Here is a 24,542-nt window from a genome sequence, read left to right on the forward strand (position 1 = left end):
CCAGGGGCCCCTTCAGACGGGGGCGTCCAGCTCCCGCAGGGCCCGCGTCGCGGCCACCGCGAGGCGGGGATGGGACTGGGCCCGGGTCAGCACGTCCCGGGCCCGCGGGTCGGCGAGGGCGCCCAGCCCCTCCACGCAGGCGAGCGCCACCCGCCAGTACGGATCGTGCGGCCCCAGCAGCCGGGCCAGCGTGGCGATCAGGGCGGGAGCGGATTCGGGGGCCCGCAGCGCCACCAGGAGCCGGACCGGGTGCAGCGCGTAGGCCGTGCGCAGTTCGTTGGTGGCCAGGGCCGCCGCCGCGCGGGCGGTCCGGGGGTCGTTCAGCACCGCCAGGGCCTGCGCGGCGGCCTCGCAGCGCGGCGGGTCCCGGTGGTTGAGCAGCAGCACCAGGGACTCGAAGGCCCGCCGGTCACCGGCCAGCCCCAGCCGGTACGCCGCCAGCTCGCGGGCCCACAGCGGGCGGCCCGCCGCCGTCAGGGACGCGGCCAGGGCGTCCGGCCGCGCCGTCAACAGCGCCTCGTACTCCGGCGCTTGGTCCGCCTCTTCCCGCAGCCGCTCCAGCACGTTCACCCGACCACCCTAGGGCGGTCGGGGCGGGCAGGAGCGGCGTACGTCACATCTCCCGCGCTCTGGCCAACGGGTTACCGACGAGTTACTGTCCTTCTCAACACGTACGAGGGCGGCCTGGTGACGCAGCCGCCCCCGTGTCTGTCGGTCCGGTGCTCCGATCTCTTCGGGTACCGATGTTCTTACGGCGCGGCCCCGGGACAGGGTCCGCCGCTCTCCGCCCCCGCACGGCACCGCCCTGCACGGCATCCGCCCGCCCGGGCCCAGGCCCGTACCGGCGCCCCGCCCCGCACGGCATCCGGCGCGCCCCAGCCGCGCGCCCTCCCTCAGTCGTCACTCTTCACTGGAGTCCCGCGATGGACCGTCAGTCCAGTCAGCCCACCCCGTCCCCTTCCGGCTCCGCCGCCCTGCAGACGATCGCCGTCGTCGGTCTCGGCACCATGGGCGCCGGCATCGCCGAGGTCCTCGCCCGGGCCGGCCGCGAGGTCATCGGCATCGACACCGACGAGAGCGCCGCCCGGCGGGCCACCGCCGCCCTGGCCTCCGCCACCGCCCGCTCGGTCGCCCGCGAGCAGCTCACCGAGCAGGAGCGGGACGCCGTCCTCTCCCGCTTCCGCACCTTCGGCGAGCTGTCGGCCGCCGCCGACGCCGATCTCGTCATCGAGGTCGTCCCGGAGTCCTACGAGCTGAAGCAGCAGGTCTTCGCCGCGCTGGACACGATCGTGCGCCCCGACACCATCCTCGCCACCGGCACGAACGCGCTGTCCGTGACCCGGCTCGCGGCCGAGTCGCTGCGCCCCGAGCGGGTGCTGGGCCTGCACTTCTTCAACCCGGCCCCGGCCATGAAGCTCGTCGAGATCGTCTCCTGCGTGCTCACCGCGCCGACCGCCGTCGCGGCGGTCACGGCGCTCGCCCGCGAGCTCGGCAAGGAGCCCGTGGCGGTCGGCGACCGGCCCGGTTTCGTCGCGGACGGGCTGCTCTTCGGCTACCTGAACCAGGCCGCCGCCATGTACGAGGCCAAGTACGCCTCCCGCGAGGACATCGACGCGGCCATGAAGCTGGGCTGCGGCCTGCCGATGGGCCCGCTGGCCCTGCTCGACCTGATCGGCGTCGACACCGCCCGTACGGTCCTGGAGGCCATGTACGCCTCCTCCGGCGACCGCCTGCACGCCCCGGCCCCCATCCTCGGCCACCTCGCGGAGGCCGGTCTGACCGGCCGCAAGTCCGGACGCGGCTTCTACACGTACGAGGCCCAGGGCAGCCCGGTCATCGTGCGCGACCTGCAGACCCCGCTGGACGGGTCCGTCATCGCCTCCAGCCGTCCCGTGTCCACGGTCGGCGTGGCCGGTTCCGGCACGATGGCCAGCGGTATCGCCCAGGTCTTCGCACAGGCGGGCTACTCCGTGGTGCTGGCGGCCCGCAGCCAGGACAAGGCGGACGCCGCGAAGGCCGCGATCGGCACGTCCCTGGCCCGCGCGGTGAACAAGGGCCGGCTGACGGCCGAGGCCGCCGAGCGGACCCTGGAGCGGATCTCCCCGGCCGGTTCGCTGGACGCCTTCGCCGAGGTGGACATGGCCGTCGAGGCGGTCGCCGAGGACCTGGCGGTCAAGCAGGAGCTCTTCGCGACCCTGGACAAGGTCTGCCGGCCGGGGGCGGTGCTCGCGACGACCACCTCGTCCCTGCCCGTGATCGCGATCGCCCGCGCGACCTCGCGCCCGCAGGACGTGATCGGCATGCACTTCTTCAACCCGGCCCCGGCCATGAAGCTCGTCGAGGTGGTCCGTACGGTCCTGACGGCCGACGACGTGCACGCCACGGTCCGCGGGATCTGCCTGAAGGTGCGCAAGCACCCGGTGGACTGCGGGGACCGCGCCGGCTTCATCGTGAACGCGCTCCTGTTCCCGTACCTGAACAACGCGATCAAGATGGTCGAGCAGCACTACGCGAGCCTGGACGAGATCGACGCCGCGATGAAGCTGGGCGGCGGGTACCCGATGGGTCCCTTCGAACTGCTCGACGTGGTCGGTCTGGACGTCTCCCTCGCCATCGAGAAGGTCCTCCACAAGGAGTTCCGGGACCCGGGCCTGGCCCCCTCCCCGCTCCTGGAGCACCTCGTCGCCGCGGGCTGCCTCGGCCGGAAGACCGGCCGCGGTTTCCGTGAGTACGCCCGCCGGTAGGCCACGGCCCGACCGGCGGGCATCCGAGCCGGATGCGTGGGGAGGGCTGCTCGGGACTGCCGGACCCTCACGGCGGGACATACCCACCGAGCCTTGTGCGGGCCCTCCCCCGCATCCACCCCCGTCCCCGGCCCCACAGGCGCGCCCCGCCGCGCGAATGAAGTACTTTCGGTCTATGTCCCAGCCCGCCAAGACCTCGCCCCGCGCCGCCTCGGCCTCCGACGCCCCGGAGAGCCCCGCGGGTACCAAGGCGGCCGCCCAGCGCCTCAAGATGCGCCGCGAGCTGGCCGCCGCGGCCATGGAGCTGTTCGCGACGAAGGGGTACGAGGCCACCACCGTCGACGAGATCGCCGCGAGGGCGGGGGTCGCGCGGCGGACCTTCTTCCGCCACTTCCGGTCCAAGGAAGAGGCGATCTTCCCGGACCACGACGACACCCTGACCCGGGCCGAGGCGGTCCTGGACGTGGCCCCGGCGCACGAGCACCCGCTCGACACGGTGTGCCGCGGGATCAAGGAAGTCATGAAGATGTACGCCGCCTCCCCGGCGGTGTCGGTGGAGCGCTACCGGCTGACCCGCGAGGTCCCGGCGCTGCGGGAGCGCGAGATCGCTTCGGTGGCGCGCTACGAGCGGCTGTTCACGCGGTACCTGCTGGCCCACTTCGACGAGCAGGACCACCACGCCGGCAACGATGATCCACTGCTGGCCGAGGTGGCCGCCTCCGCGGTGGTCACCGCCCACAACCACGTGCTGCGGCGCTGGCTGCGGGCGGGCGGCCAGGGGGACGTGGAGGGCCAGCTGGACCACGCCTTCTCGATCGTGCGCAAGACCTTCGGTTCCGGGATCGGCGCGGGGCGCTCCCAGGCCGGGGCGCCGGCGCAGGCCGCCGCCGTCCGCACCGAGGGCGAGGTACTGGTCGCGGTGGCCCGTACGGACGCGCCGCTCGACGAGGTCATGCGCACGATCGAAGAGGCGTTGCGCAACAGATAGTCGACAGACAGCCGACAGACAGTCGCTTCGACAGTCGCTCCTGTCACAAGGGCCGCTCCCATGGTGGGGGCGGCCCTTTCGTTGTGTCCACCTTGCCCCTACTCGTGGGTAACTCTGATCGATCATCGCTCATCCGTGCAGGTCAATCGGCAAATGAGAGAAGTTTTTGGCACGCAGTGCCTTGCCGAGTGACACGGGGTGCCATACGTTGAATCTCGTCCGGATGTCCCCGCGATCCACGCCCACCACGGCACGGAGCGCGCCCCGGACGCCTGCGTCACAGGCACCCTCCGCGCCACCCGCGCGTCGCCACGCACCACCCCCGCCGGACCGACGGCACACGCTCAGCACCCTCACCTTCAGTACCCGCAGCACCACCACCCTCGCTCTTGCTCCACCTTCGTTGACCCCTCAGCGTTCCCTCAGCGCTCAGCCGGAGGCACCACCGTGAAGGACATCCTGGACGCGATCCAGTCGCAGGCCGCGACGGCCGCCGACTTCGCGGCCCTGCCGCTCCCCGAGTCCTACCGCGCGATCACCGTGCACAAGGACGAGACCGAGATGTTCGCGGGACTCACCACCCGCGAGAAGGACCCGCGCAAGTCCCTGCACCTGGACCAGGTCCCGGTGCCCGAACTCGGCCCGGGCGAAGCCCTGGTGGCCGTCATGGCCTCCTCGGTCAACTACAACTCCGTGTGGACCTCGATCTTCGAGCCCGTGTCCACCTTCAGCTTCCTGGAGCGCTACGGGCGCCTCTCCGAGCTGACCAAGCGGCACGACCTGCCGTACCACGTGATCGGTTCCGACCTCGCGGGCGTCGTCCTGCGCACCGGCCCCGGCGTCAACGCCTGGCGGCCCGGCGACGAGGTCGTCGCGCACTGCCTCTCGGTCGAGCTGGAGTCCTCGGACGGCCACAACGACACGATGCTCGACCCCGAGCAGCGGATCTGGGGCTTCGAGACCAACTTCGGCGGCCTGGCCGAGATCGCGCTCGTCAAGTCCAACCAGCTGATGCCCAAGCCGGACCACCTCAGCTGGGAGGAGGCCGCCTCCCCGGGCCTGGTCAACTCCACCGCCTACCGCCAGCTGGTCTCCCGCAACGGCGCCGGCATGAAGCAGGGCGACAACGTCCTGATCTGGGGCGCCAGCGGTGGACTCGGCTCCTACGCCACGCAGTTCGCCCTGGCCGGCGGCGCGAACCCGATCTGCGTCGTCTCCAGCGAGCAGAAGGCGGACATCTGCCGCGCGATGGGCGCGACGTCGATCATCGACCGCAACGCCGAGGGCTACAAGTTCTGGAGCGACGAGCACACCCAGGACCCGCGCGAGTGGAAGCGCTTCGGCAAGCGCATCCGCGAACTGACCGGCGGCGAGGACATCGACATCGTCTTCGAACACCCGGGCCGCGAGACCTTCGGCGCCAGCGTCTACGTCACCCGCAAGGGCGGCACCATCACCACCTGCGCCTCCACCTCGGGCTACATGCACGAGTACGACAACCGCTACCTGTGGATGTCGCTCAAGCGCATCATCGGCTCGCACTTCGCGAACTACCGCGAGGCGTGGGAGGCCAACCGCCTGGTCGCCAAGGGCAAGATCCACCCCACCCTGTCGAAGGTGTACTCCCTGGAGGACACCGGCCAGGCCGCCTACGACGTCCACCGCAACCTGCACCAGGGCAAGGTCGGTGTCCTCGCACTGGCCCCCACCGAGGGGCTCGGCGTGCGCGACCACGAGATGCGCGAGACGCACCTCGACGCCATCAACCGTTTCCGCAACGTCTGAGACGCCAAAGGGCTTAAGGATCGCTTGAGATGACAGAGCGCCAGAAGGACCGGCCGTGGCTCATGCGGACGTACGCCGGTCACTCCACGGCCGAGGCGTCCAACGAGTTGTACCGCCGCAACCTCGCCAAGGGCCAGACGGGTCTGTCGGTCGCCTTCGACCTGCCGACGCAGACCGGATACGACCCCGACCACATCCTCGCCCGCGGCGAGGTCGGCCGGGTCGGCGTTCCCGTCTCCCATCTCGGCGACATGCGGCGGCTGTTCCAGGACATCCCCCTGGAGCAGATGAACACCTCGATGACGATCAACGCCACCGCCATGTGGCTGCTGGCGCTCTACCAAGTGGCCGCCGAGGAGCAGGGGGCGGACATCGCCCAGCTCCAGGGCACCACGCAGAACGACATCGTCAAGGAGTACCTCTCGCGCGGGACGCACGTCTTCCCGCCCGGGCCCTCGCTCCGACTGACGACGGACATGATCGCGTACACGGTCAACCACATCCCGAAGTGGAACCCGATCAACATCTGCAGCTACCACCTGCAGGAGGCCGGGGCCACTCCGGTCCAGGAGATCTCGTACGCGATGTCCACGGCCATCGCCGTGCTGGACTCGGTCCGCGATTCGGGCCAGGTCCCGGCGGAGCGCTTCGGTGAAGTCGTCGCCCGCATCTCCTTCTTCGTGAACGCGGGCGTCCGCTTCATCGAGGAGATGTGCAAGATGCGCGCCTTCGGCCGGATCTGGGACCGGGTCACCCGCGAGCGCTACGGCATCGAGAACGACAAGCAGCGCCGCTTCCGGTACGGCGTCCAGGTCAACTCCCTCGGACTGACCGAGGCGCAGCCGGAGAACAACGTCCAGCGGATCGTGCTGGAGATGCTGGCGGTGACCCTCTCCAAGGACGCCCGCGCCCGCGCCGTGCAGCTGCCCGCCTGGAACGAGGCGCTGGGCCTGCCCCGGCCCTGGGACCAGCAGTGGTCGCTGCGCATCCAGCAGGTGCTCGCGCTGGAGAGCGACCTGCTGGAGTACGAGGACATCTTCGCGGGCTCGCACGTCATCGAGGCCAAGGTGGACTCCCTGGTCGACGAGTGCATGGCGGAGATCGAGCGGATCCAGGAGATGGGCGGGGCCATGGCCGCCGTCGAGTCCGGCTACCTGAAGTCCCAGCTGGTCTCCTCGCACGCCGAGCGGCGGGCCCGGATCGAGGACGGCGAGGACAAGATCGTCGGCGTCAACTGCTTCCAGCAGACCGAGCCGAACCCGCTGACCGCCGACCTGGACGGCGCGATCATGACGGTGGACGGCGCGGTGGAAGCGCTGACCGTCGAGCGCATCGGGCGCTGGCGCGCGGAGCGCGAGGAGTCCTCGGACCGGCAGGGCGAGGGCGATCCCTTCGTCTTCCCCACCACCCGGCAGGCCCTGGACCGGCTCAAGGAGGCCGCGGCCGGGACCGAGAACCTGATGGAGGCCACCTTGGAGTGCGCCCGCGCCGGTGTCACCACCGGCGAGTGGTCCACCGCCCTGCGCGAGGTCTTCGGCGAGTTCCGGGCGCCGACCGGGGTCTCCTCGGCGCCGGTCGCGGTCACCGCCGAGCCGGGCACGCCGATGGCGGAGGTCCGCGCCAAGGTGACCCGTACCGCCGAGGACCTGGGCGCCGGGCGGCTGCGACTGCTGGTCGGCAAGCCGGGCCTGGACGGACACTCCAACGGGGCCGAGCAGATCGCCGTACGGGCCCGCGACGCCGGGTTCGAGGTGGTCTACCAGGGCATCCGGCTCACCCCCGAGGAGATCTCCGCGGCCGCGCTGGCCGAGGACGTGCACTGCGTGGGGCTGTCGATCCTGTCCGGCTCGCACTGCGCGCTGGTCCCCGACGTCCTGGAACGCCTCCGGGCGGCGGGGGCGGGTGACATCCCCGTCATCGTCGGGGGCATCATTCCGAACGCCGATGCCGTCACCCTGAAGGCGGCCGGCGTCGCCGCCGTCTTCACCCCGAAGGACTTCGGCATCACGGAGATCATCGGCCGTATCGTCGACGAGATCCGCAAGGCGAACAAGCTCCACCCACTAGAGAACGTCGCAAGCACGGAGGTCCCCGCATGACCACGCCCCCTTCCCCGGTCAACCGGCTGCGGCCGCGCCGCTCCTGCCTCGCGGTGCCGGGTTCCAACCCGCGCTTCCTGGAGAAGGCCCAGGGCCTGCCGGCCGACCAGGTCTTCCTCGACCTGGAGGACGCCTGCGCCCCGCTCGCCAAGGAGGGCGCCCGCCACACGATCGTGGACGCGCTCAACAACGGCGACTGGACCGGCAAGACCCGGGTCGTGCGGGTGAACGACTGGACCACGCACTGGACCTACCGCGACGTGATCACGGTCGTCGAGGGCGCGGGCCAGAACCTCGACTGCATCATGCTGCCGAAGGTCCAGGACGCCCAGCAGGTGGTGGCCCTCGACCTGCTGCTGACGCAGATCGAGAAGACCATGGGCTTCGAGGTCGGCAAGATCGGCATCGAGGCGCAGATCGAGAACGCCAAGGGCCTGGTGAACGTCGACGCGATCGCCGCCGCCTCGCCGCGCCTGGAGACCATCATCTTCGGCCCGGCCGACTTCATGGCCTCGATCAACATGAAGTCGCTGGTCGTGGGCATGCAGCCGCCCGGCTACGGCGCGGACGCCTACCACTACATCCTGATGCGGATCCTGATGGCGGCCCGCATGCACGACCTCCAGGCGATCGACGGCCCCTTCCTCCAGATCAAGAACGTGGACGGCTACCGCGAGGTCGCCGGCCGCGCCGCCGCCCTCGGCTTCGACGGCAAGTGGGTCCTGCACCCCGGTCAGGTGGACGCGGCGAACGAGGTCTTCTCCCCCTCGCAGGAGGACTACGACCACGCCGAGCTGATCCTCGACGCCTACGACTGGTGCACCTCGGAGGCCGGCGGCAAGAAGGGCTCCGCGATGCTCGGCGACGAGATGATCGACGAGGCCAGCCGCAAGATGGCGCTGGTCATCTCCGGCAAGGGGCGCGCCGCGGGCATGCGGCGCACCACCAAGTTCGAGATCCCGGAGGGTTAGGCACCATGCAGTTCGGACGCACCTACGAAGAGTTCGAGATCGGCGCGGTCTACAAGCACTGGCCCGGAAAGACGGTCACCGAGTACGACGACCACCTCTTCTGCCTGCTGACCATGAACCACCACCCGCTGCACATGGACAGCAACTACGCCGAGAACACGACCGATTTCGGCAAGAACGTGGTCGTGGGCAACTACATCTACTCGTTGCTGCTCGGCATGTCCGTGCCGGACGTCTCCGGGAAGGCCATCGCCAACCTGGAGATCGAGTCGCTGCGGCACGTGGCGCCGACCTTCCACGGCGACACGCTCTACGGCGAGACCACGGTCCTCGACAAGACCCCGTCGAAGTCGAAGGACGACCGCGGCATCGTCTACGTCGAGACCAAGGGATACAAGCAGGACGGCACCCTCGTCTGCGTCTTCCGGCGCAAGGTGATGGTCCCGACCGAGACGTACATCACGGAGCGCGGCGGCGAGCAGCCCGGCCGGCCCACGCTGAAGGAACAGGGGAAGTAGCACCATGGCCCGACTTGCCCAGACCGCCGGCCTCAACGATGTCCAGCGGGAGATCCTCAAGACCGTCCGCGAGTTCGTCGACAAGGAGATCATCCCGGTCGCGACCCAGCTGGAGCACCGCGACGAGTACCCGCAGCAGATCGTCGACGGCCTCAAGGAACTCGGCCTCTTCGGCCTGATGATCCCGGAGGAGTACGGCGGTCTCGGTGAGTCCCTGCTCACCTACGCGCTGTGCGTGGAGGAGATCGCGCGGGGCTGGATGTCCGTCTCGGGCATCATCAACACCCACTTCATCGTGGCGTACATGATCAAGCAGCACGGCACCCAGGAGCAGAAGGACCACTTCCTGCCGCGGATGGCGGCGGGCGAGATCCGCGGCGCGTTCTCGATGTCCGAGCCGGGTCTGGGTTCCGACGTGTCGGCCATCACCTCCAAGGCGGTGAAGGACGGCGACGAGTACGTCCTGAACGGCCAGAAGATGTGGCTGACGAACGGCGGCACCTCCACGCTCGTCGCCGTCCTCGTGCGCAGTGACGAAGGCCACCCGGAGGGCACGGCCCCCCACAAGTCGATGACGACCTTCTTGATCGAGAAGGAGGCCGGTTTCGGCGAGGTGCGTCCCGGCCTGACCATCCCGGGCAAGATCGACAAGATGGGCTACAAGGGCGTCGACACGACCGAGATGATCATGGACGGCCTGCGCATTCCGGCCAATCGGGTCCTTGGTGGGACAACCGGCCGAGGGTTTTACCAAATGATGGACGGGGTCGAGGTCGGCCGTGTCAACGTGGCGGCACGTGGCTGTGGCGTCGCTCAGCGTGCGTTCGAGTTGGGTGTCTCATATGCCCAGCAACGTCACACTTTCGGCAAGGCCATCGCCGAGCACCAGGCGATCCAGTTCAAGCTGGCCGAGATGGCTACCAAGGTCGAGGCCGCCCATGCGATGATGGTCAATGCAGCACGCAAAAAGGACTCCGGGGAACGAAACGACCTCGAAGCAGGGATGGCGAAGTACCTCGCCTCCGAGTACTGCAAGGAGGTGGTCGAGGACGCCTTCCGCATTCACGGCGGCTACGGCTTCTCGAAGGAATACGAGATCGAGCGCCTCTACCGGGAGGCCCCGATGTTGCTGATCGGTGAAGGTACCGCCGAGATCCAAAAAATGATCATTGGGCGACGCCTGCTCGAGGAGTACCGGCTCCAGGGCTGAAAGTCCGCCTTTTCCCCGAAATGTCCGAATCATTTCGGGGAAAAGGTCACATCCAGTCACTGGCCGACGGACATCGACTCGGCTTCTGGCTTGCCCAGTTGTTGCGTGCAACCGATAGCATTCCAGTAAAGCCGCCGTCCCGTCCCCCAGTTTGCGGCGCGGCAATCACCCGCTACGAAGGTCATCCATGCCCCACAGCCAAACCTCTGCACCTCGCGTCGGCCTCCTCGGTGGACGCCTCGCGCGCGGAGCATCGCCGTGGCTTCTGCCGACCGTCGCCACCGCTGCGCTCAGCCTCACCCGGGCCCGCAAGTCCGGCCGCTGGGCCGCCGTGGCCGTGCCCACCACTGCGCTGGCGGCGGGCATGCTGTGGTTCTTCCGCGACCCCGAGCGAGAGATCGCCCAGGGCCGCGTCATCTCGCCCGCCGACGGAGTGGTGCAGAGCATCATGCCGTGGAAGGACGGGCGCACCCGGGTCGCGATCTTCATGAGCCCGTTGAACGTCCACGTCAACCGCGCGCCCCTCGCGGGCACGGTGACGTCCGTGGAGCACATCCCCGGCGGATTCGTTCCGGCGTTCAACAAGGAGAGCGAGAACAACGAGCGCGTCGTCTGGCACTTCGACACCGAGCTCGGCGACATCGAGATGGTGCAGATCGCGGGAGCGGTCGCCCGTCGCATCGTTCCCTACCTGCCGGCCGGCACGAAGGTCGAGCAGGGCGAGCGCATCGGTCTGATCCGCTTCGGATCGCGCGTCGACATCTACCTTCCCGAGGGTGTCGAGGTCGCGGTCGAGGTCGGGCAGGCCACCACCGCGGGGGTGACTCGAATTGACCGTGACTGATCCCGAATCACCGGCCAGCCGGGCGGACCACACGACGACCGGCCCCGGCCGGTCCGACTGGGTGCCCGAAGCCGAGGAGGAGACCGACGGCGAGGAGATGCCCCTCTCGCTGCGGCTGTCGATAGCCGACACCCTCACCCTCGGCAACGCGACCTGTGGATTCATGGCGGTGTACTTCACCACCACCGGAATCCTCATTCCGCACCTCACCGGCAGTGACGAGTCGGGCATGGCGCGTCACAGCGCCGCGACCGCCGTGATACTGATGCTGCTCGCCGCGGTCTTCGACCTGTGCGACGGCCTGGTGGCCCGAAAGCTGCGCAGCTCGCCCATGGGCGCGGAGCTGGACAACCTGTCCGACCTGATCAGCTTCGGACTGGCCCCCGCGTACTTCGTGCTCGTCTACGGCATGGTCGCCGACGACGCGCATCAGAAGGTGTCGGCCATGGCCGCGATCGTGGTGCTGCTCGCCGTCGTGCTCAGACTCGCCAGATTCAGCTGCGTGACGATGAAGGACGGCATGTTCCAGGGCATGCCGAGCCCCTTCGGCGCGCTCACGGTCGTCTCGATCGTGCTGCTGGAGCTGCCCTTCGTCCCGACCACGATGGCGATCATCGGCGTGGCCTGGCTGATGGTGAGCCGGGTCGAGTACCCCAAGCCGCGGGGCGTCCTCGCGGTGGCGATGCTCAGCTGGATCGTCGGTGCGATGGGGCTGCTGGCGGCCTGGGCGTTCGACGCCCCGGGTGGTCAGCTGCTGCTCCAGACGGGCTGCGCGCTCCAGATCGCCCTCGCGGCGACCATCCCGCTCTTCGCGACCACGCGGCGGGCCAACACCTTCCGCCACAACCGGCGCGAGGCACGGGCGGGCCAGCTGCCCTAGCGGGCGGCACGCTCAGCAGACGTAGACGCAGACGAGGGGCCCCGGACACCGATACGGTGACCGGGGCCCCTTCGCGTGGCACGTCGCGCAGCCCCTGGCCGGCCTGGTATCGGCCCGGGACCGGCCCGAGGTCCGTGAAGGTCCATGTCGGAAAACCGCCAGCCCGGCCCTCCGGAATGTCCGATCCTTGAGGCATGCACACCGACACCGAGCGCTGCGTGCGGGCCGTCCGATCGAAGGACGCCCGCTTCGACGGATGGTTCTTCACCGCCGTCAGGACGACCGGGATCTACTGCCGCCCGAGCTGCCCGGCGGTGCCGCCCAAGGTGGCGAACATGACCTTCCTGCCCAGTGCCGCCGCCTGCCAGCAGGCCGGCTACCGGGCCTGCAAGCGCTGCCGCCCCGACACCAGCCCCGGCTCCCCCGAGTGGAACGCCCGCGCCGACGCCGTCGCCCGGGCCATGCGGCTCATCCAGGACGGGGTGGTCGACCGCGAGGGCGTCCCCGGGCTCGCCGCCCGCCTCGGCTATTCGACGCGGCAGGTGGAGCGCCAGCTCAACGCCGAGCTGGGGGCCGGTCCGCTGGCCCTGGCCCGGGCCCAGCGCGCGCAGACCGCGCGGCTGCTGGTGGAGACCTCCGAGCTGCCGATGGGCGACATCGCCTTCGCCGCCGGCTTCTCCTCCATCCGAACCTTCAACGACACCGTGCGCGAGGTCTTCGCCCTCGCCCCGGGCGAACTGCGCCAGAAGGCGCGTGCGGCCCACCGCGGCGCCGCGGAGCCCCGCGTCCCCGGCTCGCTGTCGCTGCGGCTGCCCTTCCGCGCCCCGCTCACCCCCGACAACCTCTTCGGGCACCTGGTGGCGACCGCCGTCCCCGGGGTGGAGGAGTGGCGCGACGGGGCCTTCCGGCGGACCCTGCGGCTGCCCCACGGCACCGGGGTGGTGGCCCTGAGCCCACGGCCCGACCACATCGCCTGCCAGCTGTCCCTGACCGACCTGCGGGACCTGACGATCGCGATCAGCCGCTGCCGCTGGATGCTCGACCTGGACGCCGATCCGGAGGCCGTGGACGACCAGCTGCGCCAGGATCCGCTGCTCGCCCCGCTGGTGGACAAGGCCCCCGGGCGCCGGGTGCCCCGTACCGTCGACGCGGCGGAGTTCGCCGTACGGGCGGTGCTCGGGCAGCAGGTGTCGACGGCGGCCGCGCGCACCCACGCGGCCCGCCTGGTGACGGCGTACGGGGAGCCGGTCACCGACCCCGACCCGGCGGGCGGGCTGACCCACCTCTTCCCGTCCCCCGAGGCGCTGGCCTCGCTGGACCCCGAGACCCTCGCCCTGCCGCGCAGCAGGCGCACGACCCTGACCACCTTGGTCGGCGCCCTGGCCGACGGGTCGCTGCCGCTCGGCCTGGGCAGCGACTGGGAGGCCGCGCGGGCGCAGCTCGGCGCGCTGCCCGGTTTCGGGCCCTGGACCACCGAGGTGATCGCGATGCGGGCGCTGGGCGACCCGGACGCCTTCCTGCCCTCCGACCTGGGGGTGCGGCGGGCCGCGCAGGGGCTCGGCCTGCCGTCCACCCCGGCCGCGCTGACCGCCCGGGCGGCGGGCTGGCGGCCCTGGCGGGCGTACGCCGTCCAGTACCTGTGGGCGACGGACGACCACCCCATCAACCACCTGCCGGGCTGACCCGGACACCGCCTTCCACGACCACGCCCACCCCGCACGAGGAGATCCCGACTCATGGACACCGCCGACACCACCAGCAGGCAGCACACCGTCGTCGACAGCCCCTACGGGCCGCTCACCCTGGTCGCCACCGGCGGCACGCTCAGCGGCCTCTACATGACCGGCCAGCGGCACCGGCCGCCGGAGGAGTCCTTCGGGGTGCGGGTGGCGGCCACCGAGGAGCCCTTCCCCGCCGTCGCGGCGCAGCTGACCGCCTACTTCGCCGGGGAGCGCACCGATTTCGACCTCCCCCTGCGGCTGGAGGGCACCGACTTCCAGCGCGGCGTCTGGGACCAGCTGACGCGCATCCCCTACGGCGAGACCTGGTCGTACGGAGAACTGGCGGCCAAGCTGGGCAAGCCGAACGCCTCGCGCGCGGTGGGCCTGGCCAACGGGAAGAACCCGATCGGCATCATCGTCCCCTGCCACCGGGTGATCGGGGCCTCGGGGAGCATGACCGGCTACGGCGGCGGGGTCGAGCGCAAGGTGCGGCTGCTGGAGTTCGAGTCCGGCCGCGCGGGCACGGCGACGCCGACCGACGGCCTGTTCTGACCGGCGACCGAGCGGTGGGGCGTGGCGCGCAGTACGTCCTAGAGCACCATCAGGGGGACCAGGAGGGCGAAGGCGGCGCCGGCCTCGACCGCGTACCCGTACAGCGAGGGGTGCGGCACGGGGGCGGCGAGCAGCACCAGGCTCTGCTGGGACGCGGCGGCCTCCACCCACTCGGCGGGGGCGCCGAGGTTGCCCTGGTACCAGCCCTCGCAGGCGCCGGGGCCGCTGACGAAGAGGACGTCGTCCTCCCGGCGGTAGGCCGCGGTCCAGCCCTCGGCGGGGGCCGCCCAGCCGTCGTAGTCGGTGAAGTGGGCCCAGCCGCCGTCGCGTATCGCGGTGTCGAACAGCCAGACGGGCACGCCGTCGGGCGTGACGTCGGCGCCGGCCTGCTCCTCGGTGGTGAAGTGGACCATGGGCAGGGCGTCAGGCCCATCGGCGGTGCTGGGCCAGGCGTACATCGTGATCATCGGGTCATTGTGACCCGTCCCGTGTAGGCGCCGTGTGATGGGTCACCCTCTGGGCTCTCCGGGCCCCTTCACCGCGGTCGGCGGCCGTTCTCCAGCTCCGCCGCGCCCTCGCCCGATCCCAGGACCCGGTAGGCCTCCGCGGTGCGCAACCCCAGCGCGCCGGGCAGGTAGTCGGTGAGCTCGGCGGGCTCGACCAGCCGCCAGGAGATCAGCTCCTCCTCCTGGAGCGTGATGGCGGCCAGCTGGTCCACGTCCAGCACGCCGCCGTCGAAGAGGTAGGCCACGAGCGGCGGGCGGGCCGGCCCCAGCGTCCAGTCCACCGCGAGCAGCCGGCCGAGCGGGAGGTCGAGGCCGATCTCCTCGGCGCTCTCGCGTCGGGCCGCGCCGCGCGGGGACTCGCCCCGGTCCGACTCGACGGTCCCGCCGGGCAGCGCCCAGCCCTCGCGGTAGTTGGGCTCGACGAGCAGGACCCGGCCCGCGGTGTCCCGGTAGAGCGCGGCCGCACCGGCCAGCACGCGGGGCAGGCTCGCGATGTAGGTGGCGTAGTCATCCGTGGTGGTCACGGCGCCAGCCTACCGAGCCGCGCGGGGCCGGTCGCCGCTCCCGCTCAGGCCGTGCCGTCGCCGTCCTCGCGGTCCCGGGAGCGGGAGGACTCCGCCACGCGCCGCAGCCGGGGGTGGCGGGCCGGGCCCTGCTCGGTGAGGGCGTCGCCGACCATGGCCCGTACGGCGTCGCGCACCCCGTGCAGGGGATGGTTGCGGGCGGGACCGGCGCCGGGGTCCGCCCGTAGCTCCTTCACCAGTGCCCAGCACACCAGGAGCATCACCAGGACGAAGGGCAGGGCGACGAGGATGGTGGCGGTCTGGAGGGACTTCAGCCCCCCGGCGACGAGCAGCACCGCGGCGACGGCCGCCATCAGCACGCCCCAGGTCACCACGAGCCAGGTGGGCGGGTGGAGCGAGCCGCGGCTGGTGAGCGAGCCCATGACGAGGGAGGCGGAGTCGGCGCTGGTGACGAAGTAGGTCATCACCAGGGCCATGGCGACGTAGGAGGTGACCGTGCCCAGCGGCAGGGCGTCGAGCATCGCGAAGAGGGAGGCCTCGGTGCCGTCCTTGATCTTCGCGGCGAAGTCGACGGCGCCGGTGGACTCCAGCCGGATCGCGGTGCCGCCCATCACGCAGAACCAGATGACGGTCGCCCCGCTGGGCACCAGCAGCACCCCGACCAGGAACTCGCGGATGGTGCGGCCGCGCGAGATCCGCGCGATGAAGGTGCCCACGAAGGGCGCCCAGGAGAGCCACCAGGCCCAGTAGAAGATCGTCCACGCGCCGAGCCAGGTGCTGTCGGTGAAGGCGCCGGTGCGGCTGGCCATCGGGAGGAGCTGGTGCAGGTAGCTGCCGACGCTGGCGGGGATCACGTCGAGGATGTAGACGGTCGGGCCGAGCAGGAAGACGAAGAGCATCAGGACGGCGGCCAGCACGATGTTGATGGTGCTGAGCCACTTCACCCCCTTGTGCAGGCCGGAGAAGGCCGAGAGCACGAAGGCGGCGGACAGCGAACCGATGATGATCAGTTCGAGGGTGGTCGAGTCCTCGACGCCGGTGGTGATGTTGAGGCCCTTGGCGACCTGGAGCGCGCCGAGGCCGAGGCTGGTCGCGGTGCCGAAGACGGTCGCGAAGACGGCGAGCAGGTCGATGGCGCGGCCCGGCCAGCCGTCGGCGCGCTCCCGCCCCATGAGCGGGACGAAGGCGGAGCTGAGGCGGTTGCCGCGGCCCTTGCGGAAGGTCGCGTAGGCGAGGGCGAGGCCGGCGATGCCGTAGATGGCCCAGGGGGTCAGGGTCCAGTGGAAGAAGGAGTACTCCAGGGCCGCGCGGGCGGCGTTGCCGGTGCCGGGGGCCGCACCGCTGGCGGGGGGCGGGGTCAGGAAGTGGGTCAGCGGTTCGCCGACCCCGAAGAACATCAGGCCGATGCCCATGCCCGCGCTGAACATCATCGCGATCCACGCGAGGTTGGTGAACTCGGGTTCGGAGTCGTCGGCGCCGAGGCGGATCCGGCCGAAGCGGCTGATCGCGAGGACGACGCACATGACCAGGAAGACGTCGGCGGCGATCACGAACAGCCAGGCGAAGTTGTTCAGCACCCAGGCCAGCGCGGTGCTCGACGCGGAGTCGAAGGAGTGCTTGCCGAGCGCCGCCCAGGCGACCACGGCCAGCACGGCGATCACCCCGATGACGACGACCGCGAGGTCGGGCGAGTCGTCCCCGGGGGTTCCGGGTGCGCCCTCCGGGGTGTCCGGGCGTGGCTGTTCCAGTGAATCCGCACTCATGTGGCCCCACTATGCGCGGGAATGTCGGCATTAATGACCATGGCGCGCCGGGTGTGTCCCAGGCCACCCATGGGCATTGGAGAATCCTCCGGATAGGCTCAGGGCGGCGCGACTGCACTGTTCGATAGCAAGGGATCAACAAGGTGACGGACGGAGCAGTAACTGAGACCGCGCGCGTGCTCATCGCCGCGGACAAATTCAAGGGTTCGCTCACGGCCGTGCAGGTCGCCGAGCGGGTGACGGCGGGCCTCCGCGAGGCCGTACCGGGCGTGGAGATCGAGACCCTCCCCGTCGCGGACGGCGGCGACGGCACGGTCGCGGCCGCGGTGGCGGCCGGGTTCGAGCGCCGGGAGGTACGGGTCACCGGACCGCTCGGTGACCAGGTCACGGCCGCTTTCGCGCTGCGCGAGGGCACCGCCGTGGTCGAGATGGCGGAGGCCTCCGGCCTCCAGCTGCTGCCGGCGGGCGTCTTCGCCCCGCTGACCTCGACCACCTACGGCTCGGGCGAGGTACTGAGGGCGGCCCTCGACGCGGGCGCGCGCTCGATCGTCTTCGGTGTGGGCGGCAGCGCCACCACCGACGGCGGCGCGGGCATGCTGTCCGCGCTGGGCGCCGTGTTCCTGGATGCGAACGGTGAACCGGTCGGTCCGGGCGGTGGCGGCCTGGCCTCCCTGGCCTCGGCCGACCTGTCCGGGATCGACCCGCGCTTCGCCGAGGTGGAGTTCGTGCTCGCCAGCGACGTGGACAACCCGCTGACCGGCCCGAAGGGCGCTCCCGCGGTCTACGGTCCGCAGAAGGGCGCGAGCCCCGAGGACGTGGCGACGCTGGACGCCGCGCTGGCGCACTTCGCGGTGGTGCTGGAGAAGGCGATCGGCCCGAAGGCGGCCGAGTGCGCGCTGGCTCCGGGTGCGGGTGGTGCGGGCGGCATCGGCTACGGCGCGCTGCTGCTGGGCGCCACCTTCCGGCCCGGCATCGAGCTGATGCTGGAGGTGCTGGGCTTCGCCCCGGCCCTGGAGCGGGCCACGCTGGTGATCACCGGTGAGGGCTCCCTCGACGAGCAGACGCTGCATGGCAAGGCCCCGGCGGGCGTGGCGGCAGCCGCGCGCGCGGCGGGCAAGGACGTCGTCGCGGTGTGCGGGCGGCTCGCGCTGACCGAGGAGGCCCTGCGGGCCGCCGGGATCCGGCGCGCGTACCCGCTGACGGAGATCGAGCCGGACACGGCGAAGTGCATCGCCAACGCCGGTCCGCTGCTGGAGCGGGTGGCGGCGAACATCGCCGCCGACGTGCTCTGACCCCGACCCACCCGGGCCCCCGCTCCCTACGGGAAGCGGGGGCCCCGCCAAGACCACCGTTTGAGCCCCGCCGGCGTTTGAGGCGCCGCCGGAGGCACACCGGGGCCCCGCACCCGCCACAGGCACGCCCTCGAACGCCGGGCAGGCTTGAAGGGCACAACCCTCAGGCCCCGCCGGAGGCACCGGGCTACGCGGCCGACGCGGCCTCGAAGGCGGCGTACGCCTGCGCGTCGAAGAGGACGAAGCGGACCTCCTCCACCGAGCCCCCCGCCGCGGAGCGGACCGTCGCGAGCGCGATCCGCGCACCATCGTCCATCGGCCAGCCGTAGACACCGGTGGAGATGGCCGGGAAGGCGACCGTACGGGCCCCCAGCTCGGCCGCCACCCGCAGGGACTCCCGGTAGCAGGAGGCCAGCAGCGCGGACCGGTCCTCCTCCCGGGAGTGGACCGGCCCGACCGTGTGGATCACGTGCTCGGCCGGCAGCAGCCCCGCCGTGGTCGCGACCGCGCGGCCCGTCGCGAGGCCCTTGCCGTAGTGGGAGGCGCGCAGGGCGCGGCAGGCTTCCAGGATCTGCGGACCGCCGCGCCGGTGGATGGCGCCGTCCACCCCGCCCCCGCCGAGCAGGGAGGAGTTCGCCGCGTTGACCACGGCGTCCACGCGTTCGGCCGTGATGTCGCCCTGGACCAGGATGATGCGGACCATCAGGAGGAGCCCTTTCGCAGGTGGCGCCAGACCGCCTTCGCCGCGTTGTGGCCCGACATGCCGTGCACGCCCGGCCCGGGCGGAGTCGCGGAGGAGCACAGGAAGACGGCCGGGTGGGCCGTGGTGTACGGGGACAGGGTGAGCTTCGGGCGCAGCAGCAGTTGGAGGCCGGAGGCGGCGCCGCAGGCGATGTCCCCACCCACGTAGTTCGGATTGCGGGCGGCGAGCTGCGCCGGGCCCGCGGTGGCGCGGGCGAGGACCAGGTCGCGGAAGCCCGGGGCGAAACGCTCCAGTTGGCGTTCGACGGCGTCGGTGAGGTCGCCGTCCCAGCCCGCGGGCACGTGCCCGTAGGCCCAGAAGACGTGCTTGCCCTCGGGCGCCCGGCTCGGATCGACGAGGCTGGGTTGCGCGGTGATGAGGAACGGGGTGCGGGGGGCCCTGCCGGCGGCGGTCAGTTGCAGGGCGGCGTCGATGTCGCGGGTGCGCGGGCCGACCTGGACGGTGCCGGCCCGGCGCGCCGCCGACGCGGTCCACGGGACGGGCCCGTCCAGCGCGTAGTCGAGCTTGAACACCCCGGCGCCGTAGCGGTAGCCGTCGTAGGCGCGGCCCAGCCGGGCGATCCGGGCCAGCGCGGTCGGCGAGGTGTCGAAGACGTAGGCCCGGGCCGGCGGCAGGTCGTCCAGCCGCTTGACCTCGAAGCCGGTGTGGACGGCGCCGCCGAGGTCGCGCAGGTAGGCGGTGAGCGCGTCCGCGATGGACTGGGAGCCGCCGCGCGGCATCGGCCAACCGCCCGCGTGCGCGGCGAGGGCGAAGACCAGCCCGACCGCGCCGGTCGCGATCCCGCCGAGCGGCGCGATGACGTGGGCGACGAGTCCGGCGAACAGGGCGCGCGCCCGGTCGTCCCGGAAGCGCCGCATCAGCCAGGTGGACGGGGGCAGCCCGGCGAGCCCGAAGCGGGCCAGGGTGAGCGGGTCGACGGGCAGCGCGGTGGACGGCAGGGACATGAAGTCCCGGGCCAGGGTGTCCCATCGGCCGAGGTAGGGCGCGACCAGGCGGCGGTAGGCGCCCGCGTCCCGGGGGCCGAAGGACGCGGCGGTCTCGGCGACCGACCGCGAGAGCACGGCGGCGCTGCCGTCGTCGAAGGGATGCGCCATCGGCAGCGGGGCGTGCAGCCACTCCAGCCCGTACCGCGCGAGCGGCATGGTCGCGAACACGGGCGAGCCCGCGCCCAGCGGGTGGACCGCGGAGCAGGGGTCGTGCCGGAAGCCGGGGAGGGTCAGCTCCTCGGTCCTGGCCCCGCCGCCGACCGTGTCGGCGGCCTCGAACACGGCCACGGAGAAGCCGCGCCGGGCCAGTTCGACGGCGGCCGTGAGCCCGTTGGGACCCGCTCCCACGACGACCGCATCGAGAATCGACGACACCATGCGACTCCTCCGTCCGGTGGCGGCACTGCCCCAGGTGCCCCAGGATATTCCGCGGGCGCGGTGCTACGCGCCGCGCAGCAGGTCGCGGATCCGCAGCGCCGTCGCCTCGTCCCGGCCGACCGCGAAGGGCAGTGCGTTGTCCCGGTCCACCCGGTACGGCTCGCCCGCGACGGTGCTCTGCGCTCCGCCCGCCTCGGCGACCAGCAGGAGTCCGGCCGCGTGGTCCCAGGCCGAGGGCCAGGTGAAGGCCAGGCCGTCCATCTCGCCGCGGGCCACCTTCAGGTACTCCAGGCCCGCCGAGCCGCAGGGGCGCGCGGCCACCCCCGGTACGTCGAGGCGCCCGAGGGTGCGCTTGTCCTCCTCGCTCGTGTAGAGCGGGTGGGCCATGGCGACCCGCAGCTCGGCGCCGGGTTCGGGGGAACCGCTGCGTATGGCCTCGCCGTTGACGAAGGATCCGCCGCCGCGCACCGCGGTGGCGATCTCCTCCAGGGCCGGCGCGAAGGTCCAGGACGCGAGGATCTCACCGCGTACGGCCAGCGCCACCAGCGTGCAGAAGCCTGGGTCCCCCGCCACGAACTGCCGGGTCCCGTCGACCGGGTCCACGATCCACACGGGGGCCTCGCCGCGCAGCGCCCCGTAGACGGCGGGGTCCGCGTGCACGGCCTCCTCGCCGACCACCACCGAGCCCGGGAGCAGCCGGGTCAGGGAGTCGCTCAGGTGCTCCTCGGCGCGCCGGTCTGCGACCGTCACCAGGTCGTGCGGACCGGTCTTCTGGTCGACCTCGTGGTCGGCGAGCTGCCGGAACCTCGGCATGATCTCGACCGCGGCGGCCTTGCGGACGGCTTCCTCGACATCGGACAGGTCACGGGCCAGAAACTCTTCGATCATGCCTCCATCAGACCACGCCGGACCGACAATCCCCACTGACAAAGGCGGGCCCGCGGGTGGACCGCGGGTAAACGGGGTCCGGTGGACCGGCCGGGCCGGTGACCCCGGGGTGACCGGAGGGTCGCGTACCGCCTGGTGGGGTGGGTGGGTGCGTGCTATACCGGCGCCGGGACGTCACCGGCCTCCCGCCGGGGCGCCGCAGCAGCCCGTACACCGACCAGGGGGATCTCCATGCGCGGATCGCGCGGATCGGCCGGCCCGTCGTCACCACGCCGTACCCGTCGGGGAGCGGCGCTGCTCGCCTGCGCCGCGGCCCTGGCCCTGGCGTTCGTGGCGGCGCCCGCGCCCGCGCCGGCCGCGGCCGGCACCGCGCTCCCCTCGCTGCCCGCGCCCAACGCCTCGGGGTTGACCTTGCGGAGCTGGTCCGTCGCCACCGGCCAGAGCGAGCGGATGGGCGAAGCGTCCTTCACCACGCCCGCCCTCTTCGCCGCGCACGGCGGCCCGCCGACCGCGGGCCGGGTGCCGGTGCGGGTACGGATCCTGCTGCCCGAGGGCTATCGGCGGGACCCGGCGCACCCGTACCCCGTGCTGTACCTCCTGCACGGCGGCACCGGGGACGTCGAGCAGTGGTCGAAGACCGACCAGGGCAACATCGCGGCAGCGGTGCGGGGTTCGGCGTTCCAGGGCATCGTGGTGATGCCGGAGGCGGGTCAGGCGGGCTGGTACAGCGACTGGCCCGGGCACACGGACGGCTTCTTCGCACCGCAGTGGGAGACCTTCCACGTCAAGCAGTTGCTGCCGTGGATCGACGCGAACTTCAACACGGTCAGGTCGGCGTCGGGCCGCGCCGTGGCGGGCGCGTCGATGGGCGGCTACGGAGCCCTGCGCTACGCCGGCCGCTACCCGGAACTCTTCTCCGCTGTGGGCGCGTTCTCGGGTGGCACGGACATCTATCCCTCGGCCGCGCAGGACTTGATCGCACGATCCACCTGGACGGTGGGGGCCTCGATCCAGTGGACCGGGCTCCTCGACGGGAAGTACCGGGTCACCGGCGACACCCCGTACCGGATGGCCACGGTCTTCGGCGCGCCGGACACCTGGCCCGGCCAGAACCCGGCGAACCTGGCGCTGGACGGCAGGTACGGCGCCTACAGCGGCAGGATGGCCCTGTACGCGGGCGGCGCCGACGGCGCGGGCGAGGTGGAGATCGGGGCCTGGAACGCGGCCCTGCACCAGGACCTCGCCGACCGCTCGGTGACCCACCGCTACTGCCGGGGCGCGGGCGAGCACGCCTGGCCGTTCTGGGGCCCGGAGCTCCAGGACTTCCTGTCGTACGCCTACGGGCCCGCCGCACCGACCACCTGCCCGAACGGCTGGGGTCCGCCGGCCCCGTGACCGGCGGGGCCCGGTGGGGGCGCCCGGTCGGGGCGCCCCGGGCTTCAGGCGGCGAAGCGATCGGGATCGGCCGCCTCCCAGTCCGCCCGCCACGCGGCCGGCGCGTCCCCCAGCAACTGCCCCTCCTCCAACCACGCGTGGAGCTCGGCGTAGGAGTGGATCCCACCGCCGTTCCCGGTGCGCCGCCGCACCATCCGGGGGCTCAAGCGAGCGGGGTCGTCGAGACCCATGGCCGCCATGATCTGCTGGGCGCTGGTGACGGTCGCCGCTTGGTAACGGCGCACCCGTTCGGCCTTGTCGGCCACGTCCAGCGCGCGGGCCCGATAGGGGTCCTGGGTGGCGACGCCGACGGGGCAGGCATTGGTGTGGCACGCCTGCGCCTGGATGCATCCGAGGGCGAACATCATGGTGCGGGCCGCGTTGGTGAAGTCGGCGCCCTGCGCGAGCCGGGTGACGACGTCGGCCCCGGTGGCGACCTTGCCGCTGGCGCCGATGCGGATCCGGTCGCGCAGGCCCGCTCCGACGAGCGCGTTGTGCACGGTCATCAGCCCTTCGGTGAGCGGCATGCCGACGTGGTCGGCGAATTCCAGGGGCGCGGCGCCGGTGCCGCCCTCGGCTCCGTCGACGACGATGAGGTCCGGGCTCACGCCCTCCTCCAGCATCGCCTTGCACAGGGCCAGGACATCGGTCCGCTCCCCCACGCAGAGCTTGATGCCGACGGGCTTGCCACCCGCCAACCGGCGCAGGAAGGCGAGGAAGCGGACCAACTCGCGGGGCGTGGAGAAGGCCCGGTGGTACGCGGGAGAGGTGACGGTCTCCCCCTGCGGAACGCCGCGGACGCGGGCGATCTCCGCGTTGACCTTCGCGCCCGGCAAGACGCCCCCCATACCGGGCTTGGCCCCCTGGGACAGCTTCAGCAGTACGCACTTGACGTTCGGATGGAGGGCCTTCGCCGCGAAGGCCGCGGGGTCGAAGTCCCCCTCCGGCCCACGGCAGCCGAAGTAGCCCGTACCGATCTGCCAGATCAGGTCGCCCCCGTGGCGCAGGTGGTACTCCGAGAGACCGCCTTCTCCGGTGTCGTGGGCGAACCCGCCCAGCCGCGCCCCCTTGTTGAGCGCGAGGACGGCGTTCGCGGAGAGGGAGCCGAAGCTCATCGCGGAGACGTTGAGCAGCGACATGTCGTACGGCCGGGTGCAGTCCGGGCCCCCGACCCGGACGACGGGCGGCCGGTCGGGCACGGGGCGCGGAGCCAGCGACGGGACCAGGAACTCGTGCCCCTCGGCGTAGACGTCCCGCTCGGTGCCGAAGGCCAGCTTCGCCCCGCCGCCCTTGGCCCGTTGGTAGACCGCGCTGCGGACGACCCGGTCGTAGGGGCGGCCGTCGAAGTTCCGCTCCACGAAGTACTGCTGGACCTCCGGTCGCACCCGCTCCAGCAGGTAGCGGGCGTGCCCCAGCAGGGGGTAGTTGCGCAGGATCGCGTGCCGGTGCTGGAGGACGTCGTACGCCCCGAGCGCGGTGAGACCCAACGTCGGCGCCGCCAGCGCCCACCACCGCGGCGAACGGGAACAGGACAGCGCCGTACTGGGTACGGCGACGGCGGTGGCCGCGGCGAGGGCGGAGTATCGGGCGAGTCGTTGGAGCTTCATGGGGAGTTCTTCATTCGGTCGCGGCGTCCGCCACTCGTGCGGCGACCATCAGGATCCGACGCTTCGTCCCTTCCTCGTAGTCATTGCCT

Annotated in this window: 21 protein-coding genes; 13 read left to right on the forward strand and 8 right to left on the reverse strand. The window is 71.8% G+C overall.

The genetic code is table 11. From position 1 onward, the window contains the following. Window positions 1-12: 12 nt before the first annotated feature. Window positions 13-570, reverse strand: a complete 558-nt coding sequence (locus ACIBEA_RS13400; RefSeq protein WP_399260225.1) for a HEAT repeat domain-containing protein — start codon at window positions 568-570, stop codon at window positions 13-15. A gap of 353 nt (window positions 571-923) precedes the next feature. Here ACIBEA_RS13400 and ACIBEA_RS13405 point away from each other — a divergent pair, with 353 nt between their 5' ends. The 11 genes from ACIBEA_RS13405 to ACIBEA_RS13455 all read left to right on the forward strand — a co-directional run bounded on the left by ACIBEA_RS13405 (window position 924) and on the right by ACIBEA_RS13455 (window position 14,312). After that, entirely contained in the window at window positions 924-2,744 is a 1,821-nt protein-coding gene (locus tag ACIBEA_RS13405) for a 3-hydroxyacyl-CoA dehydrogenase family protein (protein WP_399260227.1), read from the forward strand. A gap of 175 nt (window positions 2,745-2,919) precedes the next feature. Then, complete coding sequence (locus ACIBEA_RS13410) at window positions 2,920-3,732, forward strand: TetR family transcriptional regulator (RefSeq protein WP_399260229.1); 813 nt, start codon at window positions 2,920-2,922, stop codon at window positions 3,730-3,732. 447 nt (window positions 3,733-4,179) lie between these two features. After that, window positions 4,180-5,517 carry a crotonyl-CoA carboxylase/reductase gene (gene ccrA / locus ACIBEA_RS13415; protein ID WP_399260231.1) on the forward strand — a complete coding sequence of 446 codons (1,338 nt, stop codon included), beginning with the start codon at window positions 4,180-4,182 and terminating at the stop codon, window positions 5,515-5,517. A gap of 29 nt (window positions 5,518-5,546) precedes the next feature. Then, window positions 5,547-7,616 carry a protein meaA gene (locus tag ACIBEA_RS13420; RefSeq protein WP_399260233.1) on the forward strand — a complete coding sequence of 690 codons (2,070 nt, stop codon included), beginning with the start codon at window positions 5,547-5,549 and terminating at the stop codon, window positions 7,614-7,616. Continuing rightward, window positions 7,613-8,587, forward strand: a complete 975-nt coding sequence (locus ACIBEA_RS13425) for an HpcH/HpaI aldolase/citrate lyase family protein (RefSeq protein WP_399260235.1) — start codon at window positions 7,613-7,615, stop codon at window positions 8,585-8,587. Before ACIBEA_RS13420 ends, ACIBEA_RS13425 begins: the two co-directional genes overlap by 4 nt. 5 nt (window positions 8,588-8,592) lie before the next feature. Beyond that, the gene (locus ACIBEA_RS13430; RefSeq protein WP_354383139.1) at window positions 8,593-9,105 is read left to right on the forward strand and encodes a MaoC family dehydratase; all 513 of its coding nucleotides are present in this window, start codon (window positions 8,593-8,595) and stop codon (window positions 9,103-9,105) included. Between the two features lie 4 nt (window positions 9,106-9,109). Then, window positions 9,110-10,315: an acyl-CoA dehydrogenase family protein gene (locus ACIBEA_RS13435; RefSeq protein WP_399260237.1), complete on the forward strand. Its 1,206-nt coding sequence runs from the start codon at window positions 9,110-9,112 to the stop codon at window positions 10,313-10,315. 187 nt (window positions 10,316-10,502) lie between these two features. Then, a complete protein-coding gene (locus ACIBEA_RS13440; protein ID WP_330333490.1) occupies window positions 10,503-11,159 on the forward strand; it encodes a phosphatidylserine decarboxylase in 657 nt (218 codons plus the stop codon). Beyond that, window positions 11,146-12,039, forward strand: coding sequence for a CDP-diacylglycerol--serine O-phosphatidyltransferase (gene pssA, locus ACIBEA_RS13445; RefSeq protein WP_399260239.1), 894 nt, complete (start codon window positions 11,146-11,148; stop codon window positions 12,037-12,039). The genes ACIBEA_RS13440 and pssA overlap by 14 nt, the downstream gene beginning before the upstream one ends. A 194-nt stretch (window positions 12,040-12,233) precedes the next feature. Continuing rightward, window positions 12,234-13,721 carry an AlkA N-terminal domain-containing protein gene (locus ACIBEA_RS13450; protein WP_399260242.1) on the forward strand — a complete coding sequence of 496 codons (1,488 nt, stop codon included), beginning with the start codon at window positions 12,234-12,236 and terminating at the stop codon, window positions 13,719-13,721. 54 nt (window positions 13,722-13,775) lie between these two features. Continuing rightward, the gene (locus tag ACIBEA_RS13455) at window positions 13,776-14,312 is read left to right on the forward strand and encodes a methylated-DNA--[protein]-cysteine S-methyltransferase (RefSeq protein WP_399260244.1); all 537 of its coding nucleotides are present in this window, start codon (window positions 13,776-13,778) and stop codon (window positions 14,310-14,312) included. Between the two features lie 38 nt (window positions 14,313-14,350). On the opposite strand, the gene ACIBEA_RS13460 is transcribed toward ACIBEA_RS13455, so the two are convergent. From ACIBEA_RS13460 to ACIBEA_RS13470, 3 genes are all read right to left on the reverse strand, one after another. Beyond that, window positions 14,351-14,779: a hypothetical protein gene (locus tag ACIBEA_RS13460; RefSeq protein WP_354383135.1), complete on the reverse strand. Its 429-nt coding sequence runs from the start codon at window positions 14,777-14,779 to the stop codon at window positions 14,351-14,353. 68 nt (window positions 14,780-14,847) lie between these two features. Then, a complete protein-coding gene (locus ACIBEA_RS13465; RefSeq protein ID WP_399260246.1) occupies window positions 14,848-15,342 on the reverse strand; it encodes an NUDIX domain-containing protein in 495 nt (164 codons plus the stop codon). Between the two features lie 44 nt (window positions 15,343-15,386). After that, window positions 15,387-17,105, reverse strand: coding sequence for a BCCT family transporter (locus ACIBEA_RS13470; protein WP_399260248.1), 1,719 nt, complete (start codon window positions 17,103-17,105; stop codon window positions 15,387-15,389). A 143-nt stretch (window positions 17,106-17,248) separates the two neighbouring features. Here ACIBEA_RS13470 and ACIBEA_RS13475 point away from each other — a divergent pair, with 143 nt between their 5' ends. After that, window positions 17,249-18,397: a glycerate kinase gene (locus ACIBEA_RS13475; RefSeq protein WP_399260250.1), complete on the forward strand. Its 1,149-nt coding sequence runs from the start codon at window positions 17,249-17,251 to the stop codon at window positions 18,395-18,397. Window positions 18,398-18,584: 187 nt separating this feature from the next. On the opposite strand, the gene ACIBEA_RS13480 is transcribed toward ACIBEA_RS13475, so the two are convergent. The 3 genes from ACIBEA_RS13480 to ACIBEA_RS13490 all read right to left on the reverse strand — a co-directional run bounded on the left by ACIBEA_RS13480 (window position 18,585) and on the right by ACIBEA_RS13490 (window position 21,412). Next, window positions 18,585-19,100, reverse strand: coding sequence for an O-acetyl-ADP-ribose deacetylase (locus ACIBEA_RS13480; protein ID WP_399260252.1), 516 nt, complete (start codon window positions 19,098-19,100; stop codon window positions 18,585-18,587). Further along, on the reverse strand, window positions 19,100-20,521 hold the full coding sequence (locus ACIBEA_RS13485; RefSeq protein WP_399260815.1) for a phytoene desaturase family protein: 1,422 nt from the start codon (window positions 20,519-20,521) through the stop codon (window positions 19,100-19,102). The genes ACIBEA_RS13480 and ACIBEA_RS13485 overlap by 1 nt, the downstream gene beginning before the upstream one ends. A 66-nt stretch (window positions 20,522-20,587) precedes the next feature. Next, window positions 20,588-21,412, reverse strand: a complete 825-nt coding sequence (locus ACIBEA_RS13490) for an inositol monophosphatase family protein (protein ID WP_399260254.1) — start codon at window positions 21,410-21,412, stop codon at window positions 20,588-20,590. 231 nt (window positions 21,413-21,643) lie between these two features. Here ACIBEA_RS13490 and ACIBEA_RS13495 point away from each other — a divergent pair, with 231 nt between their 5' ends. After that, window positions 21,644-22,807: an alpha/beta hydrolase gene (locus tag ACIBEA_RS13495; protein WP_399260256.1), complete on the forward strand. Its 1,164-nt coding sequence runs from the start codon at window positions 21,644-21,646 to the stop codon at window positions 22,805-22,807. Window positions 22,808-22,851: 44 nt separating this feature from the next. Here ACIBEA_RS13495 and ACIBEA_RS13500 read toward each other — a convergent pair whose 3' ends face one another. Further along, window positions 22,852-24,453, reverse strand: a complete 1,602-nt coding sequence (locus ACIBEA_RS13500; RefSeq protein WP_399260258.1) for an FMN-binding glutamate synthase family protein — start codon at window positions 24,451-24,453, stop codon at window positions 22,852-22,854. Between the last annotated feature and the right edge of the window lie 89 nt (window positions 24,454-24,542).

Origin of the sequence: Streptomyces sp. NPDC051555, from assembly GCF_044454405.1 — a bacterium.
In the GTDB taxonomy this organism is placed as follows: domain Bacteria; phylum Actinomycetota; class Actinomycetes; order Streptomycetales; family Streptomycetaceae; genus Streptomyces.

Bases quoted from the DNA above. Each gene is read 5' to 3' on its own strand.
- ACIBEA_RS13435 (WP_399260237.1), top strand. From the start codon at position 9,110: ATGGCCCGACTTGCCCAGACCGCCGGCCTCAACGATGTCCAGCGGGAG.
- ACIBEA_RS13455 (WP_399260244.1), top strand. From the start codon at position 13,776: ATGGACACCGCCGACACCACCAGCAGGCAGCACACCGTCGTCGACAGC.
- ACIBEA_RS13490 (WP_399260254.1), bottom strand. From the start codon at position 21,412: ATGATCGAAGAGTTTCTGGCCCGTGACCTGTCCGATGTCGAGGAAGCC.
- ACIBEA_RS13500 (WP_399260258.1), bottom strand. From the start codon at position 24,453: ATGAAGCTCCAACGACTCGCCCGATACTCCGCCCTCGCCGCGGCCACC.
- ACIBEA_RS13460 (WP_354383135.1), bottom strand. From the start codon at position 14,779: ATGATCACGATGTACGCCTGGCCCAGCACCGCCGATGGGCCTGACGCC.
- ACIBEA_RS13440 (WP_330333490.1), top strand. From the start codon at position 10,503: ATGCCCCACAGCCAAACCTCTGCACCTCGCGTCGGCCTCCTCGGTGGA.
- ACIBEA_RS13420 (WP_399260233.1), top strand. From the start codon at position 5,547: ATGACAGAGCGCCAGAAGGACCGGCCGTGGCTCATGCGGACGTACGCC.
- ACIBEA_RS13430 (WP_354383139.1), top strand. From the start codon at position 8,593: ATGCAGTTCGGACGCACCTACGAAGAGTTCGAGATCGGCGCGGTCTAC.
- ACIBEA_RS13410 (WP_399260229.1), top strand. From the start codon at position 2,920: ATGTCCCAGCCCGCCAAGACCTCGCCCCGCGCCGCCTCGGCCTCCGAC.
- ACIBEA_RS13425 (WP_399260235.1), top strand. From the start codon at position 7,613: ATGACCACGCCCCCTTCCCCGGTCAACCGGCTGCGGCCGCGCCGCTCC.
- ACIBEA_RS13450 (WP_399260242.1), top strand. From the start codon at position 12,234: ATGCACACCGACACCGAGCGCTGCGTGCGGGCCGTCCGATCGAAGGAC.
- ACIBEA_RS13480 (WP_399260252.1), bottom strand. From the start codon at position 19,100: ATGGTCCGCATCATCCTGGTCCAGGGCGACATCACGGCCGAACGCGTG.
- ACIBEA_RS13405 (WP_399260227.1), top strand. From the start codon at position 924: ATGGACCGTCAGTCCAGTCAGCCCACCCCGTCCCCTTCCGGCTCCGCC.
- ACIBEA_RS13470 (WP_399260248.1), bottom strand. From the start codon at position 17,105: ATGAGTGCGGATTCACTGGAACAGCCACGCCCGGACACCCCGGAGGGC.
- ACIBEA_RS13495 (WP_399260256.1), top strand. From the start codon at position 21,644: ATGCGCGGATCGCGCGGATCGGCCGGCCCGTCGTCACCACGCCGTACC.